18 protein-coding genes are annotated in these 21,228 nt (G+C 72.9%); 11 read left to right on the top strand and 7 right to left on the bottom strand.

The window, feature by feature from the left end; all coding sequences use genetic code 11:
- Positions 1 to 127: 127 nt before the first annotated feature.
- The 3 genes from ACFXHB_RS13200 to ACFXHB_RS13190 all read right to left on the bottom strand — a co-directional run bounded on the left by ACFXHB_RS13200 (position 128) and on the right by ACFXHB_RS13190 (position 5,415).
- A complete protein-coding gene (locus tag ACFXHB_RS13200) occupies positions 128 to 1,015 on the bottom strand; it encodes an LLM class flavin-dependent oxidoreductase (RefSeq protein ID WP_380574137.1) in 888 nt (295 codons plus the stop codon).
- Positions 1,016 to 1,125: 110 nt separating this feature from the next.
- The gene (locus tag ACFXHB_RS13195) at positions 1,126 to 1,497 is read right to left on the bottom strand and encodes a hypothetical protein (protein WP_380574136.1); all 372 of its coding nucleotides are present in this window, start codon (positions 1,495 to 1,497) and stop codon (positions 1,126 to 1,128) included.
- A 45-nt stretch (positions 1,498 to 1,542) separates the two neighbouring features.
- The gene (locus ACFXHB_RS13190; protein WP_380574135.1) at positions 1,543 to 5,415 is read right to left on the bottom strand and encodes a tetratricopeptide repeat protein; all 3,873 of its coding nucleotides are present in this window, start codon (positions 5,413 to 5,415) and stop codon (positions 1,543 to 1,545) included.
- A gap of 488 nt (positions 5,416 to 5,903) precedes the next feature.
- On the opposite strand from ACFXHB_RS13190, the gene ACFXHB_RS13185 reads away from it, so the two are divergent.
- From ACFXHB_RS13185 to ACFXHB_RS13160, 6 genes are all read left to right on the top strand, one after another.
- Complete coding sequence (locus ACFXHB_RS13185) at positions 5,904 to 6,269, top strand: iron chaperone (protein ID WP_380574134.1); 366 nt, start codon at positions 5,904 to 5,906, stop codon at positions 6,267 to 6,269.
- A gap of 269 nt (positions 6,270 to 6,538) precedes the next feature.
- Entirely contained in the window at positions 6,539 to 7,144 is a 606-nt protein-coding gene (locus ACFXHB_RS13180) for a hypothetical protein (RefSeq protein ID WP_380574132.1), read from the top strand.
- Positions 7,145 to 7,410: 266 nt separating this feature from the next.
- Positions 7,411 to 8,349, top strand: a complete 939-nt coding sequence (locus ACFXHB_RS13175; RefSeq protein WP_380574131.1) for a hypothetical protein — start codon at positions 7,411 to 7,413, stop codon at positions 8,347 to 8,349.
- Between the two features lie 52 nt (positions 8,350 to 8,401).
- A complete protein-coding gene (locus ACFXHB_RS13170) occupies positions 8,402 to 9,325 on the top strand; it encodes a hypothetical protein (RefSeq protein ID WP_380574130.1) in 924 nt (307 codons plus the stop codon).
- Positions 9,322 to 10,197, top strand: coding sequence for a hypothetical protein (locus ACFXHB_RS13165; RefSeq protein WP_380574129.1), 876 nt, complete (start codon positions 9,322 to 9,324; stop codon positions 10,195 to 10,197). Before ACFXHB_RS13170 ends, ACFXHB_RS13165 begins: the two co-directional genes overlap by 4 nt.
- Complete coding sequence (locus ACFXHB_RS13160) at positions 10,194 to 11,303, top strand: hypothetical protein (protein ID WP_380574128.1); 1,110 nt, start codon at positions 10,194 to 10,196, stop codon at positions 11,301 to 11,303. Before ACFXHB_RS13165 ends, ACFXHB_RS13160 begins: the two co-directional genes overlap by 4 nt.
- Before the next feature lie 170 nt (positions 11,304 to 11,473).
- Here the strand turns inward: ACFXHB_RS13160 and ACFXHB_RS13155 are convergent, their stop codons facing one another.
- Both ACFXHB_RS13155 and ACFXHB_RS13150 read right to left on the bottom strand, forming a co-directional pair.
- A complete protein-coding gene (locus ACFXHB_RS13155) occupies positions 11,474 to 13,750 on the bottom strand; it encodes a hypothetical protein (RefSeq protein WP_380574127.1) in 2,277 nt (758 codons plus the stop codon).
- 13 nt (positions 13,751 to 13,763) lie between these two features.
- Positions 13,764 to 14,192 carry a type VII secretion target gene (locus ACFXHB_RS13150; RefSeq protein WP_380574142.1) on the bottom strand — a complete coding sequence of 143 codons (429 nt, stop codon included), beginning with the start codon at positions 14,190 to 14,192 and terminating at the stop codon, positions 13,764 to 13,766.
- A gap of 190 nt (positions 14,193 to 14,382) precedes the next feature.
- Between ACFXHB_RS13150 and ACFXHB_RS13145 the strand changes: the two genes are divergently transcribed.
- From ACFXHB_RS13145 to ACFXHB_RS13130, 4 genes are all read left to right on the top strand, one after another.
- Positions 14,383 to 15,354 carry an ATP-binding cassette domain-containing protein gene (locus ACFXHB_RS13145; RefSeq protein ID WP_380574126.1) on the top strand — a complete coding sequence of 324 codons (972 nt, stop codon included), beginning with the start codon at positions 14,383 to 14,385 and terminating at the stop codon, positions 15,352 to 15,354.
- Entirely contained in the window at positions 15,338 to 16,240 is a 903-nt protein-coding gene (locus ACFXHB_RS13140; protein WP_380574125.1) for an ABC transporter permease, read from the top strand. Before ACFXHB_RS13145 ends, ACFXHB_RS13140 begins: the two co-directional genes overlap by 17 nt.
- Positions 16,241 to 16,265: 25 nt before the next feature.
- Positions 16,266 to 17,213 (top strand): ABC transporter ATP-binding protein, encoded by a 948-nt coding sequence (locus ACFXHB_RS13135; RefSeq protein ID WP_380574123.1) that lies wholly within the window; start codon positions 16,266 to 16,268, stop codon positions 17,211 to 17,213.
- A 98-nt stretch (positions 17,214 to 17,311) separates the two neighbouring features.
- Positions 17,312 to 18,028, top strand: coding sequence for an ABC transporter permease (locus ACFXHB_RS13130; RefSeq protein WP_380574122.1), 717 nt, complete (start codon positions 17,312 to 17,314; stop codon positions 18,026 to 18,028).
- A gap of 86 nt (positions 18,029 to 18,114) precedes the next feature.
- Here ACFXHB_RS13130 and ACFXHB_RS13125 read toward each other — a convergent pair whose 3' ends face one another.
- Both ACFXHB_RS13125 and ACFXHB_RS13120 read right to left on the bottom strand, forming a co-directional pair.
- Positions 18,115 to 19,392: a CynX/NimT family MFS transporter gene (locus tag ACFXHB_RS13125; protein ID WP_380574120.1), complete on the bottom strand. Its 1,278-nt coding sequence runs from the start codon at positions 19,390 to 19,392 to the stop codon at positions 18,115 to 18,117.
- A 57-nt stretch (positions 19,393 to 19,449) separates the two neighbouring features.
- Complete coding sequence (locus ACFXHB_RS13120; RefSeq protein WP_380574119.1) at positions 19,450 to 20,190, bottom strand: FadR/GntR family transcriptional regulator; 741 nt, start codon at positions 20,188 to 20,190, stop codon at positions 19,450 to 19,452.
- A 165-nt stretch (positions 20,191 to 20,355) separates the two neighbouring features.
- Between ACFXHB_RS13120 and ACFXHB_RS13115 the strand changes: the two genes are divergently transcribed.
- Positions 20,356 to 21,123, top strand: coding sequence for a sporulation protein (locus ACFXHB_RS13115; protein WP_380574118.1), 768 nt, complete (start codon positions 20,356 to 20,358; stop codon positions 21,121 to 21,123).
- The last annotated feature ends 105 nt before the right edge of the window (positions 21,124 to 21,228 follow it).

Genomic DNA, 21,228 nt, shown 5'->3' with positions numbered 1-21,228 from the left:
TGTTTACTCATCCGCCCCCCACCGATATCTACACTCTGGCGGTCGGCGCCTCGGACAGCTTTGTAAATGACCCGGCCCGCCGGCCGGCGCCCCCCCCCGGCCCGGCCGGCCGGCGCGTCGGCGGGCCTCAGCCCAGTTGGGCGAGGCCCTCGGTGGCGATCCGCTCGAAGACCGCGAGGTCGTTGGCGAAGATCGAGTCCGGCACCGGCCAGTGGATCACCAGCTCGGTGATCCCCAACTCCCGGTAGGTGCCCGCCCAGTCCACGAACGCGTCCAGCGACTGCAGCGGCTTCTCCGCCGTCGAGCCCTGCAGCAGCACCTTCGCCAGCTCCGCGACGTCCCGCCCGGCCGCCTCGCAGGCCGCCGTCAGCTTGGCCAACTGCGCGGCGATCACCGCCGGAGCCTGCTCCACCGGCACGTCCGCCGGTCCCTTCGGGTCCCCGTACGTCACCCAGCCCTGCCCGTACCCGGCGGCGAGCCGCAGCCCGCGCGGCCCGGTCGCGGCGACGTAGAAGGGCACCCGGGGCCGCTGCGCGCACCCGGGGATGTTCCGCGCCTCGACCGCCGAGTAGTACGTGCCCTCCCGGGTCGTGGCATCCGTGCGCAGCAGCTCGTCGAGCAGCGGCAGGAACTCCCCGAACCGGTCCGCCCGCTCCTTCGGCGACCACGCCTCCTGCCCCATCGCCGTCGCGTCGAACCCCGTCCCGCCGGCCCCGATCCCCAGCGTCAGCCGCCCGCCGGACACGTCGTCCAGCGACACGATCTCCTTCGCCAGCGTGACCGGATGCCGGAAGTTGGGCGAGGTCACCAGCGTGCCGAGGCGGATCCGCTCGGTCGCCGTCGCGGCGGCGGTCAGGGTGGGGACGGCACCGAACCAGGGCTCGTCCCGGAACGACCGCCAGGACAGGTGGTCATAGGTGTACGCGGCGTGGAACCCGAGGTCCTCGGCCCGCCGCCAGATCTTCTGGCCCTCGCTCCACCGGTGGATGGGGAGGATCACCGTGCTCAGTCGCATACCGGCGACCCTACGCGGGCGCACCGTCCATCGGGTCCCGGCCACCACCGCGAAGTGACCCAGGACCGCCCGGCCCACGGCCGGAGCAGCGGTGACCGGACCTCGGTGTCCTACTCCCCGTCGGGGTGCACCGCGTTGAGCGTCTCCTCGACGGTGACACCGATGACCAGCTCCTGATCCTCGGGGCTGAGCGATGCCGTCGGCGAGTCCGCCCGTTCGAGGCGGATCCGGACGTGCCGGGCTACCACCTCCCGGTTCGGTGCGGAGGTCTGCTTCCGGAGGTCCTGGTAGACGGTCCATGCCAGGGTCGCCACACTGACGACGAGGGAGCCCAAGGAGACCGGATCGAGGTACTGGGTGGGGCGGCCGGCCGCCTCGCGGGTGTGCAGCGCGACCTCCACATCCGCGGCGAGGGTCGGGTTGAGGTGGCTGGGGAGGCGCAGGGCCGCGGCGCGGGAACCTGCTTCGATCGGGTCGGTCACGGCGGGATCTCCTCGGACGTCGGGTGGGTGAGCGGGCGGGGCCCGTCAGCTTCGTACGTGGTTGCGGACGGCGTGAGGCAGCCGGTGGCCGGTGACCGACCGCCAGGCCTTCTCCAGGGCGGGCATGCCGTGTTCGCGTGTCAGGATCCTGAGGTTGGCGACGCTCTGCCATGTCAGTGGGTGGGGGAACTCCTCGAAGCAGGTGATGCTCCTGACCATCAACTCCAGAGCCTCCTGAGGCCGTCCCTGCTCTTCGACGAACAGGGCGAACTGCCCGAACGTGCGTGACATCGCGGGAGCGTCGCGCAGCTCCTGCGCGAGGGCCAAGGACCGCAGGTACCACGTCTCGGCCTCTGCCGGTCGACCGGCCTGTTGGGCCGTCATGCCGAGCTGGTGGTAGCTGACCGTCAGCCCGGGAAGATCGTTCAGTTCCTCGCGGATCTCCCGGGACAACGTGTACTGCGCCTCGGCTTCCTCCAGGTCGCCGTGCTGCGTGGCCACGATCCCGAGTTGATGGTGACTGGACGCCGTCCCCTGCGGATCGCCCAGCGCCACACGGATCTCCAGGGCCTTCCCGTGCCAGGCCGCGGCCTCCCTCAGTCGATTTCCCATGACGGCCAGCATGCCGAGTTGGTGGTAGCTCCGGGCGATCTCGGAAGGGGTCCCCAGATCCTCCGAGATGGCCAAGGAGCGCCTGCACCACTCCTCGGCCTGCGCCAACCGCCCGAGATCGGTGGCCATGGTCGCGAGCTGGTGGTAGAGGGTGGCCGTACTCGGCCGGTCCGCCAGCTGTTCGGAGATTGCCAGGGAACGCAGATAGAACTGTTCGGCCTCCGCGAACCGCCCCTGTTCCTGATGGATGAGTCCGAGCTGGTGGTAGCTGCGGGCGGTGCTGATCGTGTCGCCCCGGCGTTCGAAGATGGCCAGGGCCTGTCGGCAGGCCTGCTCGGCGTCTGCCATCCGGCCCTGCCGAACGGCGATCACGCTGATCTGGTGGTGGGCGACGGCCATCCCGGACTGGTTGCCGCGTTGCTCGTCGATGGCCAGGGACTGCCGGTACCACCGCTCGGCGTCAGCCAACCGTCCCTTTTCCACGGAGACCCTGCCGAGGCCCTGGAGGGCGACGGAGAGCATGTCGAGGTTCCCGGCGTCGGCGGACTGCCGCTCCACCGCGCGGTGGACCTCCCGGAAGGTCTTCTCGGCCTGGTCGATCCGCCCCGATCGCAGCTGCCGATTGCCCTCGGAGTGCACCAGGAACAGCCAGAGTTCGCCGGCCGGGGTGTTCGGGTCCGGCGGAGTGCCGTCGGCACCGTCCAGGACGGCGCGTACGCGGTCGACCCAACCGCGTGACTCCGCGTAGAGGCCCCGGATGTCCCAGTAGTCGTCGAGCGGCCGCACGATGGACAGGGCCTGCTGCCACAGGCCGCGGTCCAGGGCGTACCCGAGCAGTTTGCCCATGGTCCGCCGCTGGACGTCCATGGCGGCCATGGCGAACTCGGCGTCGCCACGGTTCAACTCCCGGCCGAGAAGGCCGCAGAAGAAGGCCTGGGCGTCGAGCAGGGCCAGGAGCGACGCCTCGCGCTGGTCCGCGTGGTCGGCCTCCTCCCCACGCCACTGGGCGCTGAGGAGGGCCGGGAGGGCGGGATGGATCACGAAGGCGGCTTCGCTCGACTCGGTGAGCAGGCCGATGCCCACTGCCCGCCGCAGAATGTCCTGCCAGCTCTCGGCGGTGTGGCCCCGGAACCGTTCGGGTGCGAGCGGGTGCTGCGAGAGGAGGCCGAGCAGGTTGACGTCGGCCACCCCGTGGAAGAGGGTGAGGGCGGCCAGGGCTCGCCGGTCGGCGTCGGAGAGGTGGGCCAGGGAGTAGGCGATGCTCGCCGCGAGCGAGGCGTTCCGCTCCCCGTCCGCGTCGCCCAGCAGTCGGGGTCGCCCCTGGACGAGTGCGTCCAGTACCTGCCGGGGGTCGTGCACGGCGAGGTGTGGGAGCACGAGGCGCATGCTCAGCGGGTGCCCGCCGAGCCACTGCATCAGTTCGCCGAACGCCCGCTGCCCGCGCCGCCGGGCAGCACCGGGGTAGGCGGCCAGGAGGTGATCGGCGTACTCGGCGGCCTCCTCCGGCTCCAGGCCGGTCACCTCGATCCGGAGCGGCACCGGGCCCAGCCAGTCCTCGCGGGCGCGACTGGTGATGACGACCGCGCTTTGATCGTCCCGGGCGACCCGTTCGAGGAAGGCCCGTATCGCGGCGAGTTCGGCCTCGGCGAGGGCGGGGGTCGCTCCGGTGGGGTCGGGCATGGAACAGAGGGACTCGAAGTTGTCCCAGATCAGCAGCCGGCTGCTGGCAGCGAGTGCCTTCTCGACCGCGTCCTGCTGTTCGGCGAGGTCGAGGACTTCGAACTTCTCGGTGTCGCGGAACAGCCGCCGACCTGCCTCGCCGATCAGTCCCGCCAGACCGAAGGACGCCACCCCGGGTTCGGACGAGTGCCAGATCACCGAACCCGGGCCGGCCACGGCGCCGGTGTCGCCGGACCATCGGCCGAAGGCCTTCGCCAACTCCGACTTTCCCACGCCTCCAGGACCGTGCAGCACCACCACACGACTCCGCCGAGCGGCCACGTCCGCCCTGAGGAGCAGACCGTCCCGCCCGACGAACTCTCCGACGGGCGCGAGGCGGTCCCGAGAGTTCGTCGGGTCGCGGTGGCGCCGGCCGGCAGCCGCGGGCCGGGACCGGTCGAGGATCTCGTCGAGCGACTCCGGGTTCTCCCGCTCCGTGCGCAGCCCGGGCAGGGCCACCTCACTGCGCGTGTACAGCACCGGGACCATCCAGTCGGCCAGCGGCAGCAACCCCTTCGGCGAGGGCCGCCCATCGTGGGCGGCCAGTCGCCGACGACCGGCCACCACCGCCTCGGCGACCCGGTCGCCGGCGAAGAGGCGCTCGTAGAACGCTGTCGTGAACTCCGCGGCCGCCACCGCGTAGACGCTGTACGCCATGGCGATCACCGCTCTGGCGCCCTCTTGCAGGAGTCGAGTCGCCACCGCCGCTTCCACCTGTGAACCCATGGCGGCCGACTGGCAGGCGTTCAACATGACCAGCGGCACCTCAGCCTCGGCCAGCACTCGTGCGACCCGCTCGGCCGGTACCGGGTCCGGGCCTCCGCCCGGCCGCTCGAACACCAGCAGACCGCTGGGCCCCGGCCTCTGGAACGTCAGCGGACGTCGGCGGGCGGCCGGTCTGCCCGCGACGGTCGTCCCGTCCGTCTCGGCGAGCGCACCGTGCCCGTCGAAATGGACGATCTGGAACGGTTGGCCCGCTGCCCGCGCCTTCTGCAGCACCTCGCCGAGCCGCGCCAGGGTGGGCGGACGCAGCACGACGAGTTCGACCGCGCCGCGCACGGCCTCCAGGCGCTGGAGCAGAGGGCGGGCGATCATCCGGTAGCCCACGTCCTCCGTGCCCTCCGGGCGGGAGATCACCATCAGCACTCGAAGCCGCGAATCACCGACCTCGAAGGGCTCCGTCGGTGTCCCGGTGGACAGCGTCCGGCTGATCGCCACACCGTCGAGGGCCAGCGGCGACGGTCGATCGGGATCCGCCATCAACTCCCAGGGCAGACCGAGCAACTGCGCGGTGCTCGATCGCAGGACGATCTCCAGCCGATCACTCCGGGCCCGGGCCCGGAGATAGCTGTCCCGGCCCTTGCCCGATCCGAACAGCGCCGTGAACACCTGGGATCCCCAGGTCGAGAGCAGTCCGGCAACCTCCGCTCCCCGTTCGCCGTACACCCCGAACGGTGCCCGTAAGTAGTCCTCCAGGTACCAGCGCAGGTCGTCCAGGGCCTCGTCGTCCAGGGGCCAGTCGAGTGCCCCCACATCGACGGCGCGGGCCGCGATCGCCTCCCCCGGCGGCCACTCCGTCACGGACACCTGGCCGTCCGCATGAAGATCCACAATCAGGCGCTCAACCACAACCGCCCCCCAGCGATCGCAGACGGCTCAAGAGGCCATCCGTACGGGGTGACAGATTAGCGGCCCAGGTGCTGCGCGCAACGGTCCGCACGGAATCTCCGCCCACCCCGGTGGCTGACAGGAAGAGCCGTTTCGAGAAGTCGCCACCTGATGTCCGGGCCGGCGAGATTGAGCGGTCCTGCCCGAGCACTCGTGCGCCCGAGGGGGCGCTCTCCGGCTGCTCGGCATACGAGAGGTGACCGAGGCCGATCGAGGTCGCCCGTGTGCCGGGGCGGAACCGCTCGGTCGCCGTCGCGGCGGTGCCGGAGCAGGGCCTCTCCCGGAACGACCGCCGGGACAGGTGCCGGGCGGACCGCCGAAGCCTGATCCCGACCCATGCGGGCGACCCGTCCTGGGACAGGGGTGAAATGTCGGGGGAGGCTTCGAATCCGGCATAACCTCGCGGCATGGTGCGGAGCGAGGCGGGCGACGTCGACGGCTACCTGGCGGAGGTGTCCGAGGAGCGCAGGGCCGCGCTGGCCGAGGTGCGGCGGTTGTGCCGGGCGGAGCTGGTGGGCTTCGCCGAGGTCATGGCCTACGGGATGCCCGCGTACGAGCGGGACGGCGCGTGCGAGATCGCGTTCGCCTGCCAGAAGCGGTACATCTCCTTCTACCTCATGCGCGGTGACGTCCGTGAGGCGTTCGAGGAACGGCTGGCGGGGCACGACATGGGCAAGGGCTGCCTGCGGTTCCGCAAGCCGGAGAGCGTCGACTTCGACCTGTTGCGGGATCTGCTCAGGGCCACCGCGGCCCGGCCCGGCACGGTCTGCTGACGTCGGCGGGCACCGGAACGGCACCGGGGGACGAACGCGGTACGGCGCGCGGGTCGCGGATCGGGCCGGGTGCCCCGCCGAGGTCCGGTCGGTCGGCTCGGCCGGGTGGTGGCGGCCGGGGTCGGTGGGGTGCGCCTGAGGGCTGGCCGGGGCGCCATCGGCGGCTCCGCGGGGCGGGGCTGACGGTGCGGAGGGCGTCGGGGGGAGGCGCTAGTCTTTCCGCCGCACCTGACAATCTGATCATGCGTTAAAACGGGGGTTCCTTCGTCATGTCTGTGTTCCGGAGATTGCTCGGCGCCGGCCTGGTCGCCACCGCTGCTCTGTCGCTCGCCGCCTGTGGGCCGGACAACGCGTCCGACCAGGCGGGCGGCGGCCCGGCCGCGGGTGCGCCCGCCGCCACGTCCCCCGCGGCCACGTCCCCCGCCGCGCCGACCGGGGCGGCGCCCACCGCCGGCGCGCCGACGGGCGGCAAGACCGCCAAGCCCTCGGCGGGGGCGAGCGACGAGCCGGAGGGGTTCTGCGACGCCGCGCCGCTGCCCGCCGGGCAGAAGTGGGTCTACCCGGGCAAGGGGACGACCGCGACCACGCTGGTCTACAAGGACACCAAGACGGCCTGCGGCGTCAACGACGTGGTCTTCGAGCCGGTCGGTGCCGACAGGACCGCGCCGTTCGCGCCGACCGCCAAGGGGCACCTGAACTCGGTGCTGGCCAAGTCCAAGGACGTCAACGTCGCCGACCTGGTGAAGCACATCGGCGAGTGCCTCGCCGACCCCACCAGCAGCAAGGGCTTCTACCCCTGCTCGGCCGGGGACTACAAGGTCGCGATCGACTCCGCCGGCAAGGTCGTCGAGATGACCGAGCGCGCGCACTCCTGAGCGGTACCGGCCGACCGGCGGTGGCCGGTCGGCCGGCGGTCGCCGGGGCGGGTCGGCACGGGGTGCCGGCCCGCCCATTGCGGTTCGGTCACGGCATGTCCGATTGATTGATCATTGGGTGGGAGTGCGGTGGTTGATTCATTGGCACGGATCTCATGCGACTCTCATAATTCCTGGTGAGACGCGTGACGGTCGGCCTGGAGAGCCACGGGGGGTGGCCCGCGAGGGACCCGTGCGCGATATTCCACAGTCCCCGGGGGAGTTCCTTGTCCGCGCCCGAAAACGTGCCGTCCGCCCTCGAACCGGCGGACGCCGCGGCGCCCGAAACCGTGGCCGCGCCCACGGCCGTCCCTGCCGCCGAGCCCGCCGCCGGTCCTGGTCCCGGTCCCGGTCCCGATGCACACCTCGTCGGTGTGCCGGAGCCGGTTCCGGTGCCCGCCGCCGGGCGGAAGCTGCCGCGCGCCGTCGGCGTGGCCCTGGCCACCGCCGGTCTCCTCGCCGTGACGGCGACCAGCGCCGCCGTCACCGTGGCCGTCGGCAAGCCGGACCCCCGGCCGGCCGTCGCGGCCGCACCGGTCACGGCCCCGCCGAGCCCGAGCGCGAGCCCGACCGCCACCGCGTCGGCTGCGCCCACGGTGGCACCGACCGGCGCCGCACCGACCACCGTCGCACCCGCGCCGAAGCCGGCGAGCACCCTCAAGGGCAGCGTCAGCGGCGGCCGGCACGACGGCGACCTGCGGTACTTCCTGCTTCCCGTCCCCGACGGCGGCGAGCCCTACGGGCCGCCGGACGGGATGAAGATGACCGATGACGAGGTGTCCGCCCTGTTCGACCACCAGGACGGCATCATGCGGATCCTCGGCTCGTACGGGTACAAGGACGCCGCGACCCGGATGTACCGCACGGCCGACGGCAAGGCCGAGGTGACGGTCACTCTGCTGCACTTCGGTTCGACCTCGTCGGCGACCGAGTTCGTCCAGGGCTACACGATGAAGCTGGACCCGATCGACATCGACGGCGACCCCAACGCCCACGGCTACGTCCGCAAGCCCAAGCAGCAGGCGTACACCGGCTCGATGACGGGTCTGTCCAGCCAGGGCGACGTCCAGTACACGATCGACGTCGACGTGAAGGGGACTCCGGACAAGGCGCTGCTGAACGAGCTGATGAAGCGCCAGCGCGAGCGGCTGTCCTCCGGCGGCTGAACCGCTCCGCCGCCCACCTCCGACGCCACCTCTCCCTTCCTGGAGCCACTCCGTGACCACCCGACCCGTGGAGCCGTCGCCCGCCGACCCGCCCACGCCGGCCGACGCGCCCACGCCGGCCGAGGCACCGCTGCCGCCGGCTGCCGCCGCCCCGCCCGCCGAGGTACCCGCCGTGCCGGCCGCCGGTGAGGCGGCCCCCACCCAGGGCCCCGCCGCCCCCGTCGTACCGCCCGCGCCCCCGGCCCCCTTCGCCGCCGCGTTCGTCCCCGCCGCCCCGGCCCCGCCGTTCCGCCGCCCGGGCCGCCCGAGGCCCGTGCTGCTGCTGGTCTGCGGCCTGGTGCTGGGCACCGTGCTCGGCGGCGCCGTCGGCTACGCGGTCCAGGCGAACCGCCCGCCGACCCCGCTGCCGCCGATCCAGGTCGCCCTGCCCTCGTACCCGGCCGAGGTGGTGGACCCGGCGGCCGTCGCCCAGGCGGGGCCCAAGCCGCCCGCTGTCGACGGCGATCTGCGGAAGCTGCTGATCACGGTCCCGACCGGTGGCACGGCCTGGGCCGACTACCCCGACACGCCGTCCTGGATCACTGTCGGTGAGCTCGCCGAGCGCAGCGGCCGGTCGGCGGAGACCTTCAAGAACCTGAACTACAAGGACTTCCGCCGTGCCGTCGAGGTCGACTGGAAGAAGGACGACCTGAAGGTCCGGGTCACCTTGATCCAGTACGCCGCCGATCGGGCCGCCGAGGCGAAGTCCCGCGCGGCCGGCTACCGGCTCCAGCCGTTCGCGGAGGACGCCAACGGTGGCTTCCAGGTCGACAGCGAGGCCTCGTACTGGGCCGAGACCACCGAGCAGTACTACCTCGGGACGGCGCTGGCGCAGCGCGGCACCCTGGTGATGGAGATCAAGGTCTTCGGCACGCGCCCCGTGAACCCCGATGTCGTGAAGGACATCGCCAAGCAGCAGTGGGAGCGGCTGGTATGAGCGACAGCACCATGACCGGGGCCCCCGAGCAGGCCCCCGGGCAGAACCCGGTCGAGTCACCGGAGCAGGCCCCCGGCCGGCTCACGGCCCAGTTCCCGGCCCAGGGCTTCGACCCCGCCGCCGCTCCCTCCCCCACCGGCCGTCGGCTGCTCCGCGCCACCGGCGCGACCGTGGCGGCCGCGCTGGTCGGGGTGGTGATCGGGATCGGTGTCATCAAGACCCAGTACGACGACCCCGCGCCCGTCACCGCCGGCGCACCGGCGGCGCCCGCGCCCACCCCGACGGCCACGCCGACCCCTTTCGGCGCCAAGTCCAACGGCAACCACTTCGGTTCGCTGCGCGACCTGCTGCTGCCGGTCCCGCTCGGCTACGCGCTCGGCCCGGACGAGGGCGGTTACGGCAACGACGTCGAACTGTCGGCGGACCAGATCTCCGCCGAGCTGGACAACGACCTCCAGCAGATCCCCAAGGAGAAGCGGGACAAGCTCCGCCAGTACTGGGAGGGCCTGCACGTCAAGGCCACCGGGGTGCGCACCTACAAGGCCAAGGCGGACGACCTGGTGATCGGGTTGAAGCTGCGCCAGTTCAACCAGCAGGAGGTGCAGAAGCTGAACGAGTACACGGCCGTGTTCACGGGCGACACCGGGCTCTTCCGCACCGGTCCGGGGATCCCCGGCCACCCGGAGGCGCACTGCTACCTGATGCCTGCCCCGCCGTCCGCGCCGATCGACTACCTGGAGTGCTCGGCCGCCGAGGGCGACCTCCTGGTGATCATGAACGCCGAGGGCGTGGCACCGCTGCCCAAGGACCGGATCGTCGCCCTCTTCACCCAGCAGCTCGACCGCCTCGCCAGCCCGGGAGCGTCCGTATGACCGACAACGCCACCCCGCACGACAGCGCGGCCGCCCCCGTCGACGCGCCCCCGGCACCGTTCGCGCCGCCGGCTGCCCCGCCGGCTGCCCCGCCGGCTGCCCCGCCGGCCGCCCCGCCCGCCGAGGGAGCCGGGGAGAACCCCTGGGCCGCCCCCGGGGAGGGGTTCGTCCCGTTCCTCGCGCCGCCGAGCCCCGAGGAGCTCGCGGCCCGCCGCACTCGCCGGCGCAAGGCGGCGCTGCGCTGGAGCGCGGCCGCGCTGATCTGTGTCCTGGCCGGTACGGGCGCCGCGGTGGCCGTCACCACGCCCGACCGCACCGACATCCCGGGCCTGGCCACCCGGACGGACGGCCGCTACACCTTCCCCGCGCTGGTCCTGCCACCGCTGCCGTCGGGCCAGGCCGCGCCCGTGGAGAACAAGAGCCGCCACGCGGCCGACCTGCGCCACCTGCTGCTGCCCGCGCCCAAGGAGGCCGGCGGCTCGCTGACCCCGGTGGTCTTCCCGACGCCGACCCCGACCCCGACCCCGAGCGCGACCGCGACCGCGTCCGGGAGCCCGTCCGGGAGCCCGTCCGGAAGCCCGGCCCCGACCGCGAGTTCGACCGCCTCCGGCAGCCCGACCGCGAGCCCCTCCGGCGCCGCCCCGGCCGCCGGTGTGCCCGCGGCCGACTGGGTCCCCTGCGACGCGATGGCGGCCGAGCAGAAGGAACCGGTGGTCCTGCGCTCCCTGCTGCTGCGCAACGTCTGCCGCGCCGCCACCGTCCGGGAGTGGACCGCCTCCGACGGCACCCGCAGCCAGATCCGGCTGCTGCGCTTCGGCTCCTCCGTCGAGGCCTGGGATGTCTTCGCCGAGCTGCGTGCCGACGGCGCCCCGAAGGACCTGCCCGGGCTCAGGCCCGCCTCCGTCCAGGGCTGGGACTCGGTGCGCGGCGTCGACATCGCCACCCGCGAGAGCCCGGTGATCACCGGCCAGGGCCGGACCACCGGCTATCTGGCCTACCTGAGTGCCGGCGACATCATCGGCGTGGTCACGATGACCAACGCCCGGGGCGTCGAGGGCCCCGCCTTCCGCCAGGTCGTCACGCTCCAGTCCGACCTGCTGGCCTGACCGGGCCGCCCGGTGGGCGGCGCGCCCTGCGGCGCGTCGCCCAGCGGTCGCCGGGGCGGTCCGTCAGACCGCCCCGGCCCGCCGCCCGTGGCCGTCGCTCCCGCCGAGGCCCGCCCCGGCGACCGCCGACGGCGCGGCCGCCGCCCGGCCCCGCGCCGCCGCCCGGACACCTACCCGTTCGAGCTGTGACTGCCGGAGGCGCCGTCGGTGTAGCCGTCCAGCGCCCGGTCCCCGGCACTGTCGGCCAGCCGCCGGATGTCGTCGGGGCTGAGCTTGGTGCCGTTGGCGGCGTCGATGACGGCCTGCTTGGCACCGACCGCCGCGCCCTCGCGGCCCTCGGCGACGAAGTCGCGGCCCTCCTGCCGCCCGTCCTCGCTGGTGTCGCGCTCGTTGGCCTTGACCACGCTGTCGGTGATCTGCTCGACGATGAAGTCGGCCGCCTCGCCCGCGAGCGGGACCCGCTCGGTGGCCAGTCCGATCGTCGTGCTGAACGCCGTCTGCGCGTAGCCGGCGTTCTTCTCCAGGGCCTCGTTGTACTCCTTGTCCGAGGCGGCGTGCTCCTGGTGCACCTCGTTGACCCGGGCCTCGTTGAGGATGCCGCTGATGACGCCGCCGGCCCGCGAGGTGGAGTCGATCTCCGACTCCAGCCGGGCGAAGTCGGTCTGTCCGCTGTCGATGTGGCTGCGCACCACCGCCGTCGAGTACGCCTGGTTGGCGTTGACCACGGCGCCGTACGCGTCCGGATCGCGGCCGAGCGCGTCGAGCAGCCCGCGGACCGGGGCCTCCTTCAGGCTGGCCGGGGCACCGTTGACCGGCAGGTCGTCCTTGTGCGGGGAGAGCGCGCGCTGGGTGTCGCCCATGTAGTCGGCGGTCATGTGCCCGAGGCTGTCCCGCAGCGGCGCGAACTTGGCGTCCTCGCCCTTGAGGTCGTCCAGCACGCCGCCGTTGCCGTGGGTGCCGAAGGTCTGCACGACCCGGTTCATGACCTCGGCCTGGTCGGCGGTGTGCTTGGGCGCCACGCCGGAGTGGTCGTCGTACGGCCGGCCGGTGGTGGCCGCCTCCAGGGCGTGGCCGAGGGCGTCCGGACCGCTGCGCATGCCCTGCTGACGCAGCTCGTTCTTCTGCGAGACGGTGTCCGGCGTGTACTCCTTGTCGTGCGTGAAGTACGTGAGGTAGTCCGACGGCTTGGCCTTGCCGTTGGGGTTGACGGTGCCGTCGGTGTTGTACGCGGTCGGCTGGTCGTGGAAGAACTTGGTGGCCGCCTCCGGGCTGTGGCCCAGTGCCTCCAGGACGGCGGTGGTCGGCTCCCAGCCCGAACCGCCCTCCTGACCCAGGAGGTTGTAGCCGCGCCGGTCGCTGCGCGGGCCCATCACCGGGGCCGGCCAGTACTTGTCGTCGGTGTCCAGCTGGGTGATGTGCTCGGCGATCGGGTTGAGGAAGTGCGGGTCGTAGTCGCCGGTGCGCAGGATGCCGGAGAGCACCTGGTACCCGTAGGGCGAGTAGTCCAGGCCGCTCTGGCGGTACGGCTTGTCCCACATCGTCTCGGCGCCGGCCTTGCGCAGGTCGGCGGCCCACTGGTCGGACAGGTGGGGCTCGTTGGTGGTGCGGGTGGCGGTGGCCAGGTTGAGGCCGAGGTTCTTCTGCAGCTCCTGGTACTGCTTCCACCGGGCGTCACTGGCGCCGTTGAACTGCTGCTCGTCGCCGACCATGCTGTTCCAGGCCTGCAGCGTCCCCTTGGGGCCGAGGTCCTGGTAGAAGCGGGTGGAGAACTTCGGGTCGTTCGCGTTGGCGGACAACAGCGAGTTGAGCTCGGTGAGTTCGGCGTCCGAGATCTTCCCGCCCTTGCCGGCGAGCTGGGCGGCCCGGATGCCGTCCGCCTCCGGGCCGCCGCCGACGGCCTTGGCGTTGAAGGACTTCACGTTGTCGGTGGCGGTGTCGGAGCGCAGCGCGTAGGCCGCGCGCTCGTCGGCGGCGGTGGCCTCCTGGACGGCCGCGTCGATGGCCTTGCGGGCGCCCTCCGCCTTGCCGCGGTACTCGTCGTTGTAGGCCCGGCTGGCGTCCGGGTCGTGCCTGGTCGCGGAGTCGGCCGCCGGCCAGCTCACGGTGCCGTCGTCGGTGACGGTCAGCCCGGCGCCCCGGGCGTCCGCGACCGCCTTGTCCAGCTTGCCCTTGGCGGCCTGGAAGTCGTTCCCGGCGTCCTTGAGGATCGAGGCGATGGCGGTCGCCTCGGTGACGGCGGCGCTCAACTGCTCGTTGGCCCGCTGGAGCTTGGGCCGCGCCTGGTCGGCCGCGGGGCCGCTCCAGTTGGCGGAGTTGACCTTGGCGATGACGGCGCTGTCCCAGTCCTCGTCCATGGACTTCAGCTTCTTGACGACGTCTTCCCAGGCGGTGGCGGCAGTGCCGAGGACGTCCAGCTTGGCGGTGCTCAGCTCGTGGAAGTCGACCATGTCGTCCGCCCCCTCAGCCCTTCATGTCGTGCGTGACGGCGGTTTCGTTGTTCCGGTAGTTGGTGGCGCTCTGCCGCAGGGCCTGGGTGAGTTCGCCGATGGTGCTGTTCAGCGCGGCGATCTGCTGGTCCCAGGTGGCGGCGGTCTGCGCGGCCGCCTTGCCGGTGCTCCAGTTGGCCAGCGAGGTGGACACCTGGGTGGTCTCGTCGTCGGCGGCCCGGCCGTCCCCGTTGAGCCGGCCGTGGATCTGGTCCGACGAGTTGGCGGCGGCGTCCAGCGCGGCGGGGTCGACTCCGACGGTGCCGCCGTCGCCGGGGGCGTTCGCCGAGTTCAGCCGGGTGCGGGCCCCTTCCTGCTGCCTGGCCGCGGCGGTCAGATTCCCGTCGGCGTCGTAGGCCCAGGGGTTCATCATCCGGTCAAATGCGGTCGCGCGATCCGACATGGTGCTCACGTCCCTCCCTGCCGGGCACTCTCCCCGGCGGCCCCCGTGTTAGGAATTCGCAAAGGATACAGAGGAGGTGGCGCGCCGGAACCCCTAGGGGATCACTGGGGCGATGTCATACCGCAGCAGCACGGGGCGTCGTCATTCGAGCTCATGCCCCGGACGGAGCGGCCGCACTACGGTGGGGAACGTGTCCACTGTCATCAAGACGGACGGCCTCACCAAGAGGTTCCCCCGGGTCACCGCCCTCGATCAGCTCACCGTTGAGGTGGAGCCCGGGGTGGTCGGCCTGGTGGGGGCGAACGGGGCGGGCAAGTCCACACTCATCAAGATCCTGCTCGGGCTGGCCCCGGCGACCTCCGGCACGGGGCGGGTCCTCGGCCTCGACATCGCCACCCAGGGCTCGCTGATCCGTGAGCAGGTCGGCTACATGCCGGAGCACGACTGCCTGCCGCCGGACGTCTCGGCGACGGAGTTCGTGGTGCACATGGCGCGGATGGCCGGGCTGCCGGCCGCCGCGGCCCGTGAGCGGACGGCCGACACGCTGCGCCACGTCGGGCTGTACGAGGAGCGCTACCGGCCGATGGGCGGGTACTCGACGGGCATGAAGCAGCGGGTCAAGCTGGCTCAGGCACTGGTGCACGACCCGAAGCTGGTGCTGCTGGACGAGCCCACCAACGGCCTGGACCCGGTCGGCCGGGACGACATGCTGGCGCTGATCCGCCGGGTGCACACCGACTTCGGGATCTCGGTCCTGGTCACCACCCACCTGCTCGGCGAGCTGGAGCGGACCTGCGACCATCTGGTGATCATCGACGGGGGGAAGCTGCTCCGCTCCTCCTCCACCGCCTCGTTCACCGGGGTGACGGCCACGCTCGCGGTCGAGGTGACGGACTTCCCGGACGACCACACCCGCGACGCGAGCGCCGCCGTGCGCGAGCGGCTGGCCGCCGCCGGCCTCTCGGTGGAGCCGGAGGGCGCGCGGATCCTGCTGGTGCGGCTCGGCGGTGACGACACCTACGACACCATCCGCGACGCGGTCGCGGACCTCGGCCTCGGACTGGTCCGGCTGGAGCAGCGCCGCCACCGGGTCGCCGAGCTGTTCACGGACACCAGCGGTACACAGAGCAAGGGAGGTACCGCAGATGGCGCTGCCCTCTGAGGCCAGGCCGCTCGACACCGGCGTCATCCACGACATCGGCTACCGCGGCTACACCGGCCCCCGGCTCGGCCGGGCCTACGCCACCCGCGCCCTGTTCACCCAGAGCCTGCGCGCCGCGTACGGCCTCGGGCGCTCCGGCCGGTCCAAGGTGCTGCCGATGCTGCTGCTCGGTGTGGTCACCGCGCCGGCCGCGATCATGGTGGCGCTCGCCCTCGCCCAGCACCAGGACGAACTGCCGGTCGACTACCCCGAGTACCTGGAGATGCTGGGCCTGCTGGTCTCGATCTTCCTGGCCTCGCAGGCGCCCGTCCTGCTCTCCCGGGACCTCCGGCACCACACCGTCCCGCTGTACTTCTCCCGCCCGATCACCCGGGCCGACTACGTCCGGGCCAAGTTCGCCGCGATGGCCTGCGCGCAGCTGCTGCTGATGCTCGCCCCGCTGCTGGTCCTCTACGCCGGCGCGCTGCTCGGCGGCCTGGACTTCGCGCACAACACCGCGCACTTCCTCTACGGCCTGGTCACGGCCGTGCTGTACGCCCTGGTGCCGACCGCGGTGGCGCTGGTGATCGCCGCCGCCACCCCGCGCCGCGGCTTCGGGGTGGCCGCGATCATGGGCTACCTGGCGATCAGCACCGCCGTGGTCGGGGTCGTCGTCGGCATCGGCGGCGGCGCCTCCGGCCAGGTGCCGGACTCCGCGCAGTGGGTGGCCCTGCTCTCGCCGGACCAACTGGTGGAGAGCCTGGTGAACCAGCTCTTCGACCTCGGCGCCGGTCCGGACCGGATGCACGCGCCCGGCGTCCTCGGCGTGGTGGCCTTCGCCGCGACCGCCGTCGCGATGGTGGCCGGCTCCTACGCGCTGCTGCTGCGCCGCTACCGCAACATCTGACAATCGCAGGATCTGAGAGGGCGTCATGGCCACCATCACCATCGACAAGGTCTCCCGCTGGTTCGGCAACGTGGTCGCCGTCAACGACGTCAGCATGGCGATCGGTCCCGGCGTCACCGGCCTGCTGGGGCCCAACGGCGCGGGCAAGTCCACCCTCATCCACATGATGAGCGGCTTCCTCGCCCCCTCCACCGGGGCGGTCACCCTGGACGGCGCGCCGATCTGGCGCAACCAGGAGGTGTACCGGCAGATCGGGCTCGTTCCCGAGCGGGAGTCGATGTACGACTACCTGACCGGCTGGGAGTTCGTGCTCGCCAACGCCGAACTCCACGGCCTCGCCGACCCGGCCGCCGCCACCCGGCGGGCGCTGTCCCTGGTGGAGATGGAGTACGCCCAGGACCGGAAGACCGGGACGTACTCCAAGGGCATGAAGCAGCGCGTCAAGATGGCCTCGGCACTGGTCCACGACCCGGCCGTGCTGCTGCTCGACGAGCCCTTCAACGGCATGGACCCGCGCCAGCGGCTGCAGCTGATGGACCTGCTGCGCCGCTTCGGCGCCGACGGACGCACGGTGCTCTTCTCCTCGCACATCCTGGAGGAGGTCGAGCAGCTGGCCCGGCACATCGAGGTCGTGGTGGCCGGCCGGCACGCCGCCTCCGGGGACTTCCGCAAGATCCGCCGGCTGATGACCGACCGGCCGCACCGCTACCTGGTGCGCTCCAGCGACGACCGCCGGCTGGCGGCCGCGCTGATCGCGGACCCGTCGACGGCCGGCATCGAGCTGGACCAGCAGGGCGCCGACGGCCGGGCGGTGCCCGGCGAGGCGGGCGGGCTGCGGATCCAGGCGGTCAACTTCCAGGGCTTCACCACCCTGCTGCCGAAGGTCGCCCAGCAGGCCGGCGTCCGGCTGTACACCGTCGCTCCGGCCGACGAGTCGCTGGAGAGCGTGTTCTCCTACCTCGTCTCCGCCTAGGCCCTGTCCGGCCGATCTCGCCGGGCGCGCGACGCCGAGATCGCCCGGACAGGACCCGCACCACCCCCGGAACCGGACCCCAGGAAGGCCGACCAACCATGAACCCGACCGTCGCCAGGCTGACGCTGCGCGGCCTGCTGGGCCGCCGCCGCGGCATCCTGCTGCTGGTGGTCCCCGCCCTGCTGCTGCTCGTCTCGGCGATCGCCAGCGGCTCCAGCGGGGACAAGCACGACCTGACCGTCACGATCCTCGGCCGGTTGGGCCTCGGCACGCTGCTGCCGATCCTCGGCCTGGTCGTCGGCACCGGCGCCATCGCCACCGAGATCGACGACGGCTCGATCGTCTATCTGCTGGCCAAGCCGCTGCCGCGCTGGAAGATCATCACCACCAAGCTGGTCGTGGCGGTCGGCACCACCTGGGTGTTCGCGGCGATCCCGACCCTGCTGGCCGGCCTGCTGCTCTACGGCACCCGGGACGGCCTGGCGCTCGGCTACACCGTCGCCGCGCTGGTGTCCGGTGCGGCGTACAGCGCGCTGTTCCTGCTGCTCGGCGTGATCACCCGGCACGCGGTGGTGGCCGGTCTGGTCTACGCGCTGGTCTGGGAGTCGCTGATCGGCAACTTCGTGCAGGGCGCCAGGACGCTCAGCGTCCAGCAGTGGGGGCTGTCGGTGGCCGAGGCGGTGGCCGGGAAGGGCGCGATCACCGCGGACGTCGCGCTCGGGGTGGCCGTGCCGCTGCTGCTGGTCCTCACGGCGGCGGCCACGGTGCTCGCCTCGGTGCGGCTGGCCGGGCTGACCCTGGCCGCCGAGGAGTAGCCGGCCGCCGAGGAGTAGCCGGCCGCCGGTGCGGTGGCCCGCCCCGGCGCCCGGACGCCCCGGACGACGGCGCCCGGGCGGGGTCCTCAGAGCGTCCGGTCGCGGCCCGCGCCCCAGCCGGCCACCGCGGCGACGGCCGCCAGCACCAGCATCAGCAGCAGCGGGGTGTTCCAGTCACCGGTCAGCTGGTGCAGCGCCCCGGCGCCGACCGGCCCGGCGGCCGCCACCAGGTAGCCCACCGCCTGCGACATGCCGCCCAGCCGGGCGGCGCCGGCCACGCTGTCGGTGCGCAGCACGATGAAGGCGAGGGCGAGGCCCAGCGAGCCGCCCTGGGCGATGCCCAGGACGGTGGCCGAGACCCAGGCCCCCGGCACCGGCGAGACCAGCAGGACGGTGATGCCGACCGCGTTCAGCGCGGCCATCACCACGGCCAGCGTCCGCTGCCGGGTCATCCGGCCGGCCAGCAGCGGCACCAGGAAGGCACCGGCCACCTGGACCAGGTTGGAGAAGGCGAAGACCAGACCGGCCTCGCCGCGGTCCATCCCGTGGTCGGCCAGGATGGTCGGCATCCACGCGACCAGGGTGTAGACCAGCAGCGACGAGATGCCCATGAAGAGGCTGATCTGCCAGGCCAGCGGCGAGCGCCAGAGGTTGCTCCGCGCCGCGCCGCCCTCGGCCGCCGCCGGCGCCGGCACCCGCCGGGTCCGCTCGCCGCTCGCCGCCGGCGCCGCGCCGCGGCGCCCGTTCGCGGTGCGCAGCACCTGCGGCAGCCAGGCGACGGCCGCGATCAGCGCCAGCAGCGACCAGGCGCCGAGCGAGGCCTGCCAGCCGCCGCCGAGGGCGTGCTCCAGCGGCACCGAGGTGCCCGCCGCGAGCGTCGCGCCGACCAGCATGGTGGTCGAGTAGACGCCGGTCATGGCCGCGGCCCGGCCCGGGAACTCGCGCTTCACCAGGCCCGGCATCGAGACGTTCAGCACCGCGATCGCGACACCGATCACCACGCAGCCGGCGTACAGCGCCGCCACCGAGGGCAGGACCCGCAGCAGCACGCCCGCGCCGAGCACCAGCACCGCGCCCAGCACCACCCGCTCGGTGCCGAACCGCCTGGTCAGCCGGGGGGTGAGCGGGGCACCGGCGCCCTGGAAGAGCACCGGCACGGTGGTGATCAGACCGCTCGCGGTCGCGGAGAGGCCGAAGGTGTGCTGGATCTCGCCGACCATCGGCGAGATCGCCGCCAGACAGGCCCGCATGTTGAGGGCGACCAGCAGGATGCCGGTCAGCAGCAGGGCCGGGTGGGCCAGCCGGGAGCGGACGGGGACCGGGGGGAGGGTGACGACCGGCTGCTGGGCACGGGTGACGGCCATGGGGCTTGCTGCTCTTTCGTGAACGGGGGGTACGGGCGCGGAAGGGGCGTGCGCCGCTTACTTCCGGGCCGCGATGGCCGCGAGGAGCTGCTCGACGGCCGCGGTCGGCTCGGCGAGCAGCGACCGACAGGCGGCCTCGGCGCGGTCCGGGTCACCGCTCTCGATCGCGTCCACCAGCGCCTCGTGGGTGGCCACGACCACCTCGGGCATCTCGTGGTCGCCGAAGGCCGTCCGCATCGACTCCCGCACCGAGGCGCCGAAGTAGCGGTAGACCTCGGTCAGCGCGGGATTGTGCGCGGCCTCGACCACGGCGGTGTGGAACTCCAGGTCGTGCTCGACGGTCGCCTCACGGCCGGCCCGCTCCGGGTGGGCCGCGATCACCTCGGTCTCGCGGGCCAGCGCGGCCCGCATCCGGACGATGTCCTCGGGCGTGTGCCGCAGGGCCGCCAGCCGGGCGCCCTCGGCCTCCAGGGCCGCCCGGACCTCCAGGACGTCCCGGACGCCGGAGCGCTGGACGCCCCGCAGCACGGAGGCCGGGTCGCTGGTGCTGCGGACGAAGGTGCCCTCGCCCTGCCGGGAGACCAGCATCCCGGCGTGCACCAGGACGCGGATCGCCTCCCGGACGGTGTTGCGCCCGACCGCCAGCCGCTCGGCCAGCTCGTGCTCGGTGGGGATCCGTGAGCCGACCGGCCAGGCGCCGGCGGCGAGCTGCTCGCGCAGCTGGTCGATGGCGGTGTCCACCAGGGAGCGCCGGCCGGCGGCCTGCAAGGTGTCCTGGCTGGGCCCGGGCGCGGTCATGGCGGAGCTCCCCTCGGTTTCGCGGTCGGTGGTCGTCGGTCATCCTACAACTGCTTGCCCGGTCATCCTACAACTGGCCCGCGGCCGTCCGGGGGAACCGTCCGGGCCGTCCTGGCGTTCCTCCCGACGACTTCGGTCCACCCCTATTTCGAGGAGAGCGCCCCCATGGTGTTCAAGAAGCTGCTCGGTGCCCTGGGCGTCGGCGGTCCCGGCGTCGACACCGTCCTGACCACGCCGGTCGTGCAGCCCGGCGGCACCCTGCACGGGACGGTCGAACTGACCGGCGGCACGGTCGAGGCGGACATCCGGGGGATCACGCTGACCCTGGTCGCCCGGGTGGAGATCGAGCACGAGGAGGGCGAGAGCACCGGCCTCTACCCGTTCGCGCGGTTCTCCGTCACCGCGCCGCTGGTGCTGGCGCCCGGCGAGAACCGGTCGATCCCGTTCGCCGTCCAGGTGCCCTGGGAGGCGCCGGTCACCGTCGTCGCCGGGCAGCACCTGCACGGCATGCAGCTCGGGGTGCGGACGGAGGTCGACATCGCGGGCGCCCTCGACAAGGGCGACTCCGACCCGCTGGAGATCGAGCCGCTGCCGGTGCAGCACCGGATCCTGGACACCCTGCTGCGGCTCGGCTTCCGGTTCCGCTCGGCCGACCTGGAGGCCGGACACATCCGGGGCACCGGCCAGACGCTGCCGTTCTACCAGGAGATCGAGTTCTCCGCCGCGCCGCAGTACGCGCACGCCTGCAACTCGCTGGAGGTCAGCTTCGTCACCACCGGCCACCGGGTCGAGGTGGTGCTGGAGGCGGACAAGCGCGGCGGCCTCTTCGGGCACGGCGGTGGCGACGTCATCCGGACCCACGTGGTCGAGCACGGCCGGGCCGACCAGGACCTGACCGCTCTGGTCGACGGCTGGATCCGCTCCGCGCTCTGACCCGCACCGCCGCCGGCCCCCCGACGACCCCCGCGCCGGCGGGGGGGGGGGCGGCCCCGGGCGTGATTTAGAACAAGCGGGCGACGACGCGCGCGGAGGCAACCA

The sequence above is a fragment of the Kitasatospora sp. NPDC059327 genome, from assembly GCF_042752535.1.
Lineage (GTDB): Bacteria > Actinomycetota > Actinomycetes > Streptomycetales > Streptomycetaceae > Kitasatospora.
This window is presented reverse-complemented; position numbering and strand designations above follow the sequence as displayed.

Bases quoted from the DNA above. Each gene is read 5' to 3' on its own strand.
- ACFXHB_RS13135 (WP_380574123.1), top strand. From the start codon at position 16,266: ATGGCCACCATCACCATCGACAAGGTCTCCCGCTGGTTCGGCAACGTG.
- ACFXHB_RS13150 (WP_380574142.1), bottom strand. From the start codon at position 14,192: ATGTCGGATCGCGCGACCGCATTTGACCGGATGATGAACCCCTGGGCC.
- ACFXHB_RS13180 (WP_380574132.1), top strand. From the start codon at position 6,539: ATGTCTGTGTTCCGGAGATTGCTCGGCGCCGGCCTGGTCGCCACCGCT.
- ACFXHB_RS13115 (WP_380574118.1), top strand. From the start codon at position 20,356: ATGGTGTTCAAGAAGCTGCTCGGTGCCCTGGGCGTCGGCGGTCCCGGC.
- ACFXHB_RS13160 (WP_380574128.1), top strand. From the start codon at position 10,194: ATGACCGACAACGCCACCCCGCACGACAGCGCGGCCGCCCCCGTCGAC.
- ACFXHB_RS13155 (WP_380574127.1), bottom strand. From the start codon at position 13,750: ATGGTCGACTTCCACGAGCTGAGCACCGCCAAGCTGGACGTCCTCGGC.
- ACFXHB_RS13200 (WP_380574137.1), bottom strand. From the start codon at position 1,015: ATGCGACTGAGCACGGTGATCCTCCCCATCCACCGGTGGAGCGAGGGC.
- ACFXHB_RS13120 (WP_380574119.1), bottom strand. From the start codon at position 20,190: ATGACCGCGCCCGGGCCCAGCCAGGACACCTTGCAGGCCGCCGGCCGG.
- ACFXHB_RS13165 (WP_380574129.1), top strand. From the start codon at position 9,322: ATGAGCGACAGCACCATGACCGGGGCCCCCGAGCAGGCCCCCGGGCAG.
- ACFXHB_RS13140 (WP_380574125.1), top strand. From the start codon at position 15,338: ATGGCGCTGCCCTCTGAGGCCAGGCCGCTCGACACCGGCGTCATCCAC.
- ACFXHB_RS13125 (WP_380574120.1), bottom strand. From the start codon at position 19,392: ATGGCCGTCACCCGTGCCCAGCAGCCGGTCGTCACCCTCCCCCCGGTC.
- ACFXHB_RS13185 (WP_380574134.1), top strand. From the start codon at position 5,904: ATGGTGCGGAGCGAGGCGGGCGACGTCGACGGCTACCTGGCGGAGGTG.
- ACFXHB_RS13130 (WP_380574122.1), top strand. From the start codon at position 17,312: ATGAACCCGACCGTCGCCAGGCTGACGCTGCGCGGCCTGCTGGGCCGC.